Below are 9403 nucleotides of genomic sequence, written 5' to 3'. Positions count from 1 at the left end.
TCGGGCGCACGATGCAAAGCAGCAGTTTTTAACCTCGGACTCTAACTGCAGTTCGGACTAAAACCGGGGGCAGGTCAGTCTTAATGAAACCAGCCTGAAATGCATCAATTCTCACAACACCACATTCCCATTATAAATCAATCGCTTACGCGAAAGAACGGTGGCAGCGTAACTCACCGTGAAATTTGACGGGTCATTTCACGTTGGATAACGCGATGCAAGTCGCGTGAATCACGTCACGGGCAATCTATACCCGTCGCGAAGGCCACCCCCAAATGAGATGCCCTCCGCACGTTGAAGCTCAGCGCTCAGTTGGGCCACGGAATAACTGTGGTTCCACGAGAATTCATAGAATTGATAGCCACGCCGTGTTCAAATCCATAATTAACCCCACTCTCAAGATCACCTTCGAGAGTTAAACCAAAAGATCTATTTTCAATATCGGGTGTCGCCCAGAGGAATAGATCAAAAGTCAGATCCGATGGATGGTATCCTGACGCGGGCTTCGTAAGCGTAAACCATATATCTTGGGGCTTTATAATAAGCTGTGAGATCGGATTGCCGATAGCACCACCACCGGAGTATATTTGGATTCCGATACCTCTCTCATCACCTTGCGGAGGGTCACCAGCGGAAAAAGCCTGAAAATACACTGCGTGATAATCCGTATCAACTGAGATATTTACTTGAGATCCGTTTCTTACTCTCTCCATGGCAGACGCGCTTATTTGAAAGGTGAACTGCGTGGATACGTAGGTTGCGGCCATAGCAAACTCCTTTGCGGTCTTTCTATTTCGTTAAGCCGGGAACTACGGCAGCCAGCATAGCGCACTCCGTTTCAGACGCAATCCTCGTAAAAATATCAGTATGCTGACGACGCATACTACAGGTGAAATTTATTACCTAGTTGCGCCGACGAATTGTTTCAATCGGTAAAAATCACTGAAGGGCTCCTAGGAGAAAATTTTACGCCCTCGCTCTAATGGCATTCCTACCGCTTCAGTTGCTCCCAGGCCGCTGCATCCGGCCCGCCCCTCCAGACCACATTCACTTACGTTACGATGACTGGCCCTATAATCGTGCAGGCACGAGCGGTTGCGACGTGGAACAACACGGGCATAGGTCCAGCTGCGAATCCAGCCCGTCTGCATGCCAACAAAGACCGCTACGCGCCGCCATCCGGGGATCATATGACCAACACAAATTCTTCGCTTCCACCTCTCACGCTACCTGCGCAATCCTTCGCAGATGACACCGCAGCTTTCGACGGCGATCTCCTTCGACGTAGCGTCCTTGCAAGCCAAATCGAACAGTTTCTGCCAAGGCTCCGGAATGGGGCAGTTATTGCGGTTGACTCTCAATGGGGCGGCGGCAAGACCTGGTTCGGAATGAATTGGGCGAAGAGTCTGCGCGCCAGCGGACACAAAGTCGCGTTCATTAATGCCTTCGAGCAGGACTACACGGAGGACCCCTTTCTCCCTATAGCAGCCGAGCTTACTGCGCTGCTCGATGGCAACTCCAAGAAAGCTTTGTTGAAGAAAGCCGCTGAGGTCGCCAGCGCGTGTTTGCCAGTGGCCGCCAAGGTGGCAACAAGTGCGCTGTCCAAGTGGGCCCTTGGGGAAGTCGATCTCGCCGACGAATACGAAGCGGCAGTGAAGAAGGCTGAAGAGAAATCTGAGGAATTCGTCAAACGGTGGGTAGAGCGCAAACTAGAGAATCACAAAAAGGAACAGGAATCGTTGAAGGGATTTCGGCAAGCGCTCTCGGACATGGCGACCAAGGAGTCGAAGCCCGTGATCGTATTCGTCGACGAGCTCGATCGGTGCCGCCCCGACTTCGCCGTCCGCTTGATCGAGCGGATCAAGCACTTCTTCGAGACGCCAAACGTCATCTTTGTGTTGCTGATCCACCGCGAGCAGTTGAATCGAGCAATCGCTGGCGTCTACGGCCCGGCGACAGACGGCGCGGCATACCTGTCGAAGTTCGTGCACTTCTTCTTTACATTGCCGAGCGTCAGCACCAGAAACTACATTCCTTCTGTTCTCAATCGTCTTGGCTTTGACGGCCGGGATTCCGTCGCGTCGAGATTCGCGCAGGCACTGACGCTGTGGCAGGCGACCGTAGGACTTACAATGCGCGATATCGAGCGCGGTTGTGCACTATTTTCCTATGCGCGCTCGCGCGAAGCTGAAGAACTGCTGGCCTACCTTATTACCGTCAAATTGAAACGACCGGACCTTTTTGACGGTATGTTATCTGATAGCCATCTCGCATTCAAAGAGGCAAGGGAGTGGGCAGGCCGCGCCAGACTCGCCCAGAATAGCAACGACCTAGTAAAAAATGCCAGCGACTTCTTTAACCAACTGGATTTGATGCACGCAGTAAAGTTGGGTGAACATAATATTCGGACTTTGGCTACTACTGCAAGTATCGGCACCGGGTCTGGATTTGATTTTAGTTATCTTGGATCCAGCATACGCGCCAGGAGCGTGGAAGATGCTTTCAAGATGTATCTGCGTCAAATTGATCTTCCCATAGAGTAGACGACACGGAACTCTCGGCCAGAGGGTTGCTCTGGCCGGTAGCGACGCTATCGCGGATTCGTCTCATATCTTGAGCGCAAAGGTCCGCTCGTCTTGCGGATTCTTCCAGCCAGGCGCCGACCAGCCCCACGCCTCTCGGCGCTTCGTCTCCCATGTGGTGTAGTAGGGGCTATGCTGGACGGCCGGCATGATGTCACGCGGATCCGCCTTCAGTGCCGCGAAGAATTCCTCTTTCGTGACGACACGGAAGCCGACCGGAACGGTTACCTCGGCTCCTGTCGGCCGGCGCACGACGACGCACTCGGCCACGCTGTAGAACGCGCAGGGCTCGTCATCACCCTCGAACGTGAATCGGAGCTGGAAATCGCGCGGTCCGTGCGACACATCGACTACAAGACGGCCATCAGGTCAGGTCGGACGCGTGATGATCCGATCTCCTACTCGCACTTCGTTCGCCGTCACGCTCATGTCCTTCGTGTTCACGTCATTTCCCTTGTTCGTTGCGACAACATCAATTCTCGTGACCTCCCTGCGGAACACCATCAGCGACGTGCGGAATCTTCTCGAAGCACGGGCCGTAGTCCTTGTCGACCCACGCGTCGATGGCATCCTTGCAGCATGCGCAGTAGTAGGCACGCGTCGACCTGTTCCACCAGACGATGCCTTCCCCGCGCACGTCGCATGCGGTGCGATTGCACTTTCCCTTGAACAGCCCCTTGCCGCGCTGATCCACGTCATCCGTCAGATTGCGCGGGAATCGACGGTAACGATGCGCGAGCGACACGCGCTGCGTCGCCGTCATGCGATGTTGGAGCAGCTGGCGCTCACGTTTGGTCAGGTGCATTTGATTCCTTTCATGACGGGGTAAGTGTTGTCTCCGAAGACGGTAGAGCGATCGAAGAAGTTCTCGTCCACGTATTCGGCCGCAGCGCGCCACTGCGCGTTTCCGAGCAGCCAGACTTCGTCGCCGAAGTCGTCGACCGTGCTGCCCGCCAACGAAATCGCGAACGGAACAGGCAACGCCGAGGGAAAGTGACTCAGTCGCATGCACCCTCCTCGATCCGCTCGAGGTAGCACGGCCCGCGGCGCCGGCCATTCTCGTCGTCCCATTCGAACAGCTCGGCAAGCCCCTTGAACACCGGAGAAATCGCCTTGAATTCGCCCGTGTGCTGCCAGTGGGCGGTATCAAACAGGAAGTCGCCCGTCTCGCCGGTGGTGACATCGCGACACTGAATCGCATAATTGGTGAGACACGCCATTTCAGCCCTCGCTCTCGCCGAACGCACGATCCGCGCAGTTGCCACAGAGCCCGTCGTATCCTTCTCCGCCCGTGCTGTCCTCGCCGCATTCTCGGCAGGCATCGTCGTCATTCGGCATCCAGACCCACGCTTGGACCCATTTGCCATCGGGGGCCGGTGCGACGATCGCACCATCGTTGATTTCGATGTCGTCGGTTTCGTCGGTGTATGCCAGGCGCGCAGCAGCCAGCAGTTTCTCGTCCGCGAACTGCAGCTCAAGATAGGCAGCCTTCAGCTCATCGGCAGCGGATTGAGCGTCTTCGAGGATCGCGATACTTTTGGACTGCGCCATGTAGTCGCGCAGTGCATTGATGACCCGCATTACAGATCCTCCCATTCGACCGCGCCGACCTTCCGGTATCGCATAGCAGTGCAGCCGTAGCGGGGCGTCGCCCAATCGAGCGGTTCGAACGCGGCATCACCGTCTGCGTCATCCAGGCCGGCACATCGCCCGAGCAGGTAGACGCGACGATCGTCGTCGAGCAGTTGGAATTCATGCTCGAACTGCGAAGCATGTTCATTGACGAAGTGGTCAGTCGCCTCTTGCCGCAACTTCGCGTCACGTATGACGAGCGTCGAGCCGCCGTTGTAGCGCCCGGCGCCGACCTGACCTGCGTCGATGCAATCTTGTGTGATGATCCAGAACATCGTATTGCCCTCAGAAGAGTTTGTCCGGATGTGCTCCGGCGCCGAGGTCGCACCATTTAAGCAGGCGCTCATAACGCTCGCAGACGGACTGGTGATCCGCGAGGAATGCCGCGTATCCGGCGCTCGTCATGTGCGAAGGCTGATGGCGCGCCGTGTAGAAGTAAGCGTTGCAGCGGACGTGTGCGGCCAGGTCCGGACTCTCGACTTGCCAGTGCTTCGGGTCGTAGCGGCCCTGATACTGTGCGCCGCTCCCCCACTCCACCTCGAAGTCGCACTTATCGTATGCAAAGTTCGTCGGTGCAGTATCCGACCACGCCCGCAGCTGCGAGTCGGCGGCGGCCCAGGAGCTGACCACAACCCAGCGGTCGGACGTGCACCCCTCTGCGCGACGCAAGCGGATCTTGGTGACTGCTGCTTTCATAGATGTATCCCGTGTGGTATTTCGATGTTTTTATTGTCCCGACGGGGCGATGGCGTCTTTCAGGACTTCTGCGCATGAGGCACCAGCCTTGAAGGCCCAGCAGGACCAGCCAGTGCCGTCCGTCATGTTGACGAACACTCGACCAACATCCGCAAGCGCAAACACGTAGCTGCGATAGTTGTGGCCGAGGTAGTGCTGTCGGGCCTTACCGACGTCACTTGCTTCCACTTCGAATTCCTGATGGAGCGCGGCCGCGTCTCTGCCCCAAGCGTTGCGCGCTACGATCCGCTTCGGTTCATTGAGCTTTTTCATGCATGATCCCGGAACAGTTCGGTAAGTTTGCGATCGGCGAATCGGCAAAGCTCGCCGATGTAATCTTCGGGGTCCAATTCACCCGCCTCCCACAGCAGGTCGAATTCGTTCGCCCAATCGATGAACTCCTCAATCAGGCCGCGCGATCCGTTCAGTGCGTCGATCACCTTTCCGCACAATGTCGAGTCGGTGCGCGCCCAACGATTACCAGCTTCGAATGCGATGTCCGCTAGAATCTCCTGCTGGCGCTCAAGCGCTTCCTTCGTCAACTCGGTCATGCGTCTTCCTCCCCATGCTCTACGAGCACCGCGAGGATCTTCTCGGCCAGGTCGGAGCTGATCCATCGCATGTCGAGGCTGCACTCCCCGCTGGTATGGAGCGCTAGGGTCACGGAATAGCCGGCGGAGGTGTTCGTGCGATGCACATGCAGCCGCCTGTTGTCCCGACCGTCAGGCGACCAGCACTCACCCAGGATCCCGGCAAACTTTCGCATCGCTGCGTCGCGGCGATCCTCTTCGTCGGCCTCCTGCTTCAGCTCGATCCGGATGAGTTCCAACGCCTTCAGATAGCCCGACAGGATTCGGCGCTCGATGTCGACGGCCAACTGCGCCGGCGTCTTCGTCAAACCGAGCGTGATTTCGGACGTGAAGTCGATCTTCTCGAGCTGTCCCGGTCGCAGGTATCCGGCGGCAGCGATATGGCCGCTTCTGCTTTGGCCCAGCCGATTGAACGACGGCGTTACGACTAGCCGCCCAATCGATCAGGAGCGACGCACGATTCTTCACCTTCATGCCCATGCCGTCGATGATCGCCAGCGTCTCGTCCTGCTTGGCCTTGAGAGCGTCGCCCTCGAGTTCGGCGTCGGCGACCTCCAGCACCAGATAGTTGCCGAGGTTGTCGCCGTGACGGGCCTTGATCCGGTCGAGCTTGTTCGCGTAATGGACGCGCGGAGTGCGCTCCTTCTTCGCTGCAGCCGCCTCCGGGTCGGCGGTGTTCTCGGCGACCTGCGCCTTCAGGTCATCGGCGAGCGCTTCTTCGGCGATCAGGCGCTCCTTCGCCGCCTCCTCGTCCGTCATCGCTGGTAGTGCCGGCGAGTCGGGCACAACCATCGCGTAGTGCTCCTGCGTTTCCACCTGGGCAACGATCTCCGCAAGCGGAATCGGCGCGACCTGGACCGCGGCCGGCGTCTCGATTGCCGCGAGCAGCTCGCCAAGCTCTGCGTCCGTGTTGGCTTGCGTGGCGTCCGCCTCCGGGAGTTCGATGACTTCGCCCGCGTCGGCGACCAGCGCAGGCGCATCCTCGATTTGCTCGACTATCGGCTCGGCAGCCTCTTCGACCAGCGCCGCGCTCGGGCTGGCGACGCTGTTAACGTCAAGTGCGGTAAGCAGTTCGGCGAGTTGCGGACTCGACTCGCAAACTATTCGAGCGCGCGGTCAGGGGAGAAATCGGCTCCGACTTTCCCAAAGACCTGCTGACCACGCTGCAATCTGCCACTTGGTTTGACGAATTGCTGTTGATCCGCGATGAGCTTACCCACTCAACAATCGGAGCATGTCATCAGTGCGAAGGCTCCGAAAAAATCACATACATTCATCACGGCGTCCGGAAAAATAATAACGCGCTCGTCATAGACGACGTGTTTGAGAAGATCGACGAATTCTTCGACTCGACCAACCGATTCCGTGGGAAAGTGTTTCACTTCTTGAATACGAGCCTAGCCACGACACCTGTCGACGTCGTGTGCGCCTTTGCATTTGATCGCGTCTATGTGCGAAAACTGGTGATCGGGGATACGATCGACTTCAACAGCGGGATATGCGCCTCTTTTCATTGGTTTGACAAAGAACCGGAGCGCCGCTGCCTGCTTGCCGATGAGTGCGGCGCTTATAGGCGAGCAAAAGTGCAGGCCCCTCTACCCGTGGAAGAACCGGATGTCGACTCGAAACCACAGATAAAAAAGGACGCATAAAGCGTCCTTAAACTCAATAGCCTGAAAATCCTCAACCAATTTCGTCTAGCAATGGCAGAAGGTCCATTGAAATGAGCCGCGATTCGATGTTGTGCGCCGCGACCAAGTGCTCCTCGTTGTTGATAGAGAACGGCTCGTCCTTGATGCTGACAATGATTGTTCCAAGCCGCTTCTTTCCGGACAGAACCGGGATGAGCTCCTGGGCTTCAGGAATTTGCTGGGCAGAAAGCTCGATCGGCAGATACAGCATCCAGCCCACACCGGGCCGATCATCGAATGCCTGCTTCTCTTCGTAGCCTTTCGGTGCCGCCGAAATCACCGCCGGTAAGAATTCGAGTGCCGCCCTCTCCACAATCGCAGCAACCCGATCTTTACTCTCATCGACGAAGGCGCCTCGAGCGTTGATCGTGACGGTATCAGGGAAGTCCCCGCCGCATGCCAACACCTCGATCGATGCGCCGAACTCCTTGCGCACCTTGCCGCCCCATATCCCGAACGACGCTATGTTCTCACCGCCGAGATCGTTCTGAAGCTCCTCGATCGCGGCCGGACTCGGAGCGCCGTCAGCTTGGAAGACCGAATTGGTTTGCGCCTCTTCCAAGGAGTCGCCCTGCATGCGCCACTCCTGGCGAGACAGTGCGGGTTCGCCCGCCGCGATGACGTCGATGATCGCGCCGACCTTGCTCAGTGTTTGAGCGATTTCTGCCGGTGGAATCCCACCGCCCTTAACAGTGCACTCGATGTTCATGGCAGAGACTTACGGGAAGTATTCAGATTCAATTTTGAGCTTTTTCAGTGCGCGAGCCATCTTCTGATAGGTTAAGCGCCCTTGAAAATAATACCGCAGCCTCGTCGGCGGGTTCATCTTCACCGGACCCGCGCGCTTGACAACGGACTTCATCATCTTGGGGAACCCCTTGAAGAACTCATCCGAGCCAGGGATCGATCCGTCCAGAAACTGATCGTAGTTCCCCTTTGCCTCTTGCAGCAAACACTCCTCCGGCCTAAAGCCATCGAAGTCGATTTCTAGCCATTCCCACTCTTCGCTCCAGTGACACCCTTCCGTGTCGTAGGCATAGCCCGTCACCCTAGCTTGATACTCATACGCTGGCCAGTTGACGCCGTGGTTGTTGCGGACCTTCCTGCCTGTGTTTTCCGGTGGGCACTTTTTGCATGATTTCGTCGAATCGGAGATCGTTCTCGACCGTGCTTGCGCATCCTCCTTCTTCTGCGCCGTGCTGCCAGACATACTAGCCACGCCCGCTACTGCCGCCCCTCCCAACAAGGCGTTTCCAATAGCTGCCAAGGCCGGCCCCGCTTCCGCCGCCACCGCCGTCACTAGAGGAATCAATGGTGCCGCCATGCGGAACTCCTTTCAAGCTGTCTGGATGTTGTGATCGCCAAATGACTTCTTGGACGTATACGTGGAAGCGTTCATCGGCGCTTCGACCGGGTTTTGTGAGCCACGCTCGCGTCGCAGGCTTGTCATAGAAGTTGGGCGAATACGCTTCGACTTTCAGAAACTGGACCAGATGGTCGCTGTCCTGAATTCCGAACGACCGCGCCGCTCGATATGCATCCCACAGGCGGTTGTGGAGGTCGATGTCCTGCCCCAGCGCAGGATCGGCCTTGATCAAATCGCGACGCACGCCGTCGACGAAGTTGCGTGCTTCGCCTTCCGCGAGTGCAGAGAGATGGGCTGGTGTGAGGTTAAGTGGCATACGGGTGTGCCCTGAAAAGCTGTCCGTCGATCTCGATCAGCCAATCGAACATCGGGGAGAAGAACACCGGAAGTTCCGTCGAGCTGAGCGCCGGCGCGAAGTGCCGCATAACGCGTGCATCGTAGTAGCGAAGCATCACCGATCGACCATCCGGTAACGTCGCATCCAGTCGCTCACGAAGCTCACTCGCGAGTTGAACAGGCTGGTGTGCACTGACGATCCAGTTCACCCCGTATTCGCTCTGCGCCAGTTTCGCAAGCGCACTTTGTGCGTCTGCACCCGCGCGCTCACAATCGAACAGCCAGGGGCCGGCATCGGCGAGCGACGCATCAGGAGTCGCGTCGAGCAGCGCCATTACGGATCCGTCCACTCGCCTTGGGGCCGACCCGATAAGCTCGGAATACAGTAAGCCGTCGACGAGCGCAAACAGACGCAGGGGGAGACTTGCGCGCTGCTGCCACGCGGAGAATATGACCTGAACGCTCACGTCG

18 protein-coding genes are annotated in these 9403 nt (G+C 57.5%); 3 read left to right on the top strand and 15 right to left on the bottom strand.

Annotated features, from left to right (window positions below):
- Nucleotides 1-308: 308 nt before the first annotated feature.
- Complete coding sequence (locus DIE08_RS06005) at nucleotides 309-767, bottom strand: hypothetical protein (protein ID WP_124901291.1); 459 nt, start codon at nucleotides 765-767, stop codon at nucleotides 309-311.
- Nucleotides 768-1190: 423 nt separating this feature from the next.
- On the opposite strand from DIE08_RS06005, the gene DIE08_RS06000 reads away from it, so the two are divergent.
- Nucleotides 1191-2543, top strand: coding sequence for a P-loop NTPase fold protein (locus DIE08_RS06000; protein WP_185715833.1), 1353 nt, complete (start codon nucleotides 1191-1193; stop codon nucleotides 2541-2543).
- Between the two features lie 63 nt (nucleotides 2544-2606).
- Here the strand turns inward: DIE08_RS06000 and DIE08_RS05995 are convergent, their stop codons facing one another.
- The 10 genes from DIE08_RS05995 to DIE08_RS05950 all read right to left on the bottom strand — a co-directional run bounded on the left by DIE08_RS05995 (nucleotide 2607) and on the right by DIE08_RS05950 (nucleotide 6355).
- Nucleotides 2607-2927 carry a hypothetical protein gene (locus DIE08_RS05995; RefSeq protein ID WP_124901289.1) on the bottom strand — a complete coding sequence of 107 codons (321 nt, stop codon included), beginning with the start codon at nucleotides 2925-2927 and terminating at the stop codon, nucleotides 2607-2609.
- Nucleotides 2928-3054: 127 nt separating this feature from the next.
- Nucleotides 3055-3387, bottom strand: coding sequence for a hypothetical protein (locus DIE08_RS05990; protein ID WP_124901288.1), 333 nt, complete (start codon nucleotides 3385-3387; stop codon nucleotides 3055-3057).
- Nucleotides 3378-3590 carry a hypothetical protein gene (locus DIE08_RS05985; RefSeq protein WP_124901287.1) on the bottom strand — a complete coding sequence of 71 codons (213 nt, stop codon included), beginning with the start codon at nucleotides 3588-3590 and terminating at the stop codon, nucleotides 3378-3380. The genes DIE08_RS05990 and DIE08_RS05985 overlap by 10 nt, the downstream gene beginning before the upstream one ends.
- Nucleotides 3581-3802, bottom strand: coding sequence for a hypothetical protein (locus DIE08_RS05980; RefSeq protein ID WP_124901286.1), 222 nt, complete (start codon nucleotides 3800-3802; stop codon nucleotides 3581-3583). The genes DIE08_RS05985 and DIE08_RS05980 overlap by 10 nt, the downstream gene beginning before the upstream one ends.
- Nucleotide 3803: 1 nt before the next feature.
- On the bottom strand, nucleotides 3804-4163 hold the full coding sequence (locus DIE08_RS05975; protein WP_124901285.1) for a hypothetical protein: 360 nt from the start codon (nucleotides 4161-4163) through the stop codon (nucleotides 3804-3806).
- Nucleotides 4163-4489 carry a hypothetical protein gene (locus DIE08_RS05970; RefSeq protein WP_124901284.1) on the bottom strand — a complete coding sequence of 109 codons (327 nt, stop codon included), beginning with the start codon at nucleotides 4487-4489 and terminating at the stop codon, nucleotides 4163-4165. Before DIE08_RS05970 ends, DIE08_RS05975 begins: the two co-directional genes overlap by 1 nt.
- 10 nt (nucleotides 4490-4499) lie before the next feature.
- Nucleotides 4500-4910: a hypothetical protein gene (locus DIE08_RS05965; RefSeq protein ID WP_124901283.1), complete on the bottom strand. Its 411-nt coding sequence runs from the start codon at nucleotides 4908-4910 to the stop codon at nucleotides 4500-4502.
- A gap of 30 nt (nucleotides 4911-4940) precedes the next feature.
- Complete coding sequence (locus DIE08_RS05960; protein ID WP_124901282.1) at nucleotides 4941-5222, bottom strand: hypothetical protein; 282 nt, start codon at nucleotides 5220-5222, stop codon at nucleotides 4941-4943.
- Complete coding sequence (locus DIE08_RS05955; protein ID WP_124901281.1) at nucleotides 5219-5500, bottom strand: hypothetical protein; 282 nt, start codon at nucleotides 5498-5500, stop codon at nucleotides 5219-5221. Before DIE08_RS05955 ends, DIE08_RS05960 begins: the two co-directional genes overlap by 4 nt.
- Nucleotides 5501-5686: 186 nt before the next feature.
- The gene (locus DIE08_RS05950; protein WP_124901280.1) at nucleotides 5687-6355 is read right to left on the bottom strand and encodes a hypothetical protein; all 669 of its coding nucleotides are present in this window, start codon (nucleotides 6353-6355) and stop codon (nucleotides 5687-5689) included.
- On the opposite strand from DIE08_RS05950, the gene DIE08_RS05945 reads away from it, so the two are divergent.
- Nucleotides 6338-6697: a hypothetical protein gene (locus tag DIE08_RS05945; RefSeq protein ID WP_124901279.1), complete on the top strand. Its 360-nt coding sequence runs from the start codon at nucleotides 6338-6340 to the stop codon at nucleotides 6695-6697. The two genes, DIE08_RS05950 and DIE08_RS05945, sit on opposite strands and share 18 nt — an antisense overlap.
- 38 nt (nucleotides 6698-6735) lie before the next feature.
- Nucleotides 6736-7191 (top strand): hypothetical protein, encoded by a 456-nt coding sequence (locus tag DIE08_RS05940; protein ID WP_185715832.1) that lies wholly within the window; start codon nucleotides 6736-6738, stop codon nucleotides 7189-7191.
- A gap of 31 nt (nucleotides 7192-7222) precedes the next feature.
- Here DIE08_RS05940 and DIE08_RS05935 read toward each other — a convergent pair whose 3' ends face one another.
- Genes DIE08_RS05935 through DIE08_RS05920 form a run of 4 tightly spaced genes read right to left on the bottom strand, consistent with a single transcriptional unit; the run spans nucleotide 7223 to nucleotide 9399 of the window.
- Nucleotides 7223-7939, bottom strand: coding sequence for an Imm52 family immunity protein (locus DIE08_RS05935; protein ID WP_124901278.1), 717 nt, complete (start codon nucleotides 7937-7939; stop codon nucleotides 7223-7225).
- Nucleotides 7940-7948: 9 nt separating this feature from the next.
- Nucleotides 7949-8554: a restriction endonuclease fold toxin 5 domain-containing protein gene (locus DIE08_RS05930; RefSeq protein ID WP_124901277.1), complete on the bottom strand. Its 606-nt coding sequence runs from the start codon at nucleotides 8552-8554 to the stop codon at nucleotides 7949-7951.
- Nucleotides 8442-8912, bottom strand: a complete 471-nt coding sequence (locus DIE08_RS36045) for a hypothetical protein (protein WP_124901276.1) — start codon at nucleotides 8910-8912, stop codon at nucleotides 8442-8444. Before DIE08_RS36045 ends, DIE08_RS05930 begins: the two co-directional genes overlap by 113 nt.
- The gene (locus tag DIE08_RS05920; protein ID WP_124901275.1) at nucleotides 8902-9399 is read right to left on the bottom strand and encodes a DUF4123 domain-containing protein; all 498 of its coding nucleotides are present in this window, start codon (nucleotides 9397-9399) and stop codon (nucleotides 8902-8904) included. The genes DIE08_RS36045 and DIE08_RS05920 overlap by 11 nt, the downstream gene beginning before the upstream one ends.
- Between the last annotated feature and the right edge of the window lie 4 nt (nucleotides 9400-9403).

The sequence above is a fragment of the Burkholderia sp. Bp9004 genome (assembly GCF_003858025.1).
Classification (GTDB): Bacteria; Pseudomonadota; Gammaproteobacteria; order Burkholderiales; family Burkholderiaceae; genus Burkholderia; species Burkholderia diffusa.
The sequence above is the reverse complement of the archived record's forward strand: the minus strand, read 5'-3'. Positions and strand labels throughout refer to the sequence as shown.

Excerpts from the sequence above, each read along its gene's own strand:
- DIE08_RS06005 (WP_124901291.1), bottom strand. The coding sequence starts at position 767 with ATGGCCGCAACCTACGTATCCACGCAGTTCACCTTTCAAATAAGCGCG.
- DIE08_RS06000 (WP_185715833.1), top strand. The coding sequence starts at position 1,191 with ATGACCAACACAAATTCTTCGCTTCCACCTCTCACGCTACCTGCGCAA.
- DIE08_RS05990 (WP_124901288.1), bottom strand. The coding sequence starts at position 3,387 with ATGCACCTGACCAAACGTGAGCGCCAGCTGCTCCAACATCGCATGACG.
- DIE08_RS05985 (WP_124901287.1), bottom strand. The coding sequence starts at position 3,590 with ATGCGACTGAGTCACTTTCCCTCGGCGTTGCCTGTTCCGTTCGCGATT.
- DIE08_RS05980 (WP_124901286.1), bottom strand. The coding sequence starts at position 3,802 with ATGGCGTGTCTCACCAATTATGCGATTCAGTGTCGCGATGTCACCACC.
- DIE08_RS05975 (WP_124901285.1), bottom strand. The coding sequence starts at position 4,163 with ATGCGGGTCATCAATGCACTGCGCGACTACATGGCGCAGTCCAAAAGT.
- DIE08_RS05970 (WP_124901284.1), bottom strand. The coding sequence starts at position 4,489 with ATGTTCTGGATCATCACACAAGATTGCATCGACGCAGGTCAGGTCGGC.
- DIE08_RS05965 (WP_124901283.1), bottom strand. The coding sequence starts at position 4,910 with ATGAAAGCAGCAGTCACCAAGATCCGCTTGCGTCGCGCAGAGGGGTGC.
- DIE08_RS05960 (WP_124901282.1), bottom strand. The coding sequence starts at position 5,222 with ATGAAAAAGCTCAATGAACCGAAGCGGATCGTAGCGCGCAACGCTTGG.
- DIE08_RS05955 (WP_124901281.1), bottom strand. The coding sequence starts at position 5,500 with ATGACCGAGTTGACGAAGGAAGCGCTTGAGCGCCAGCAGGAGATTCTA.
- DIE08_RS05935 (WP_124901278.1), bottom strand. The coding sequence starts at position 7,939 with ATGAACATCGAGTGCACTGTTAAGGGCGGTGGGATTCCACCGGCAGAA.
- DIE08_RS05930 (WP_124901277.1), bottom strand. The coding sequence starts at position 8,554 with ATGGCGGCACCATTGATTCCTCTAGTGACGGCGGTGGCGGCGGAAGCG.
- DIE08_RS36045 (WP_124901276.1), bottom strand. The coding sequence starts at position 8,912 with ATGCCACTTAACCTCACACCAGCCCATCTCTCTGCACTCGCGGAAGGC.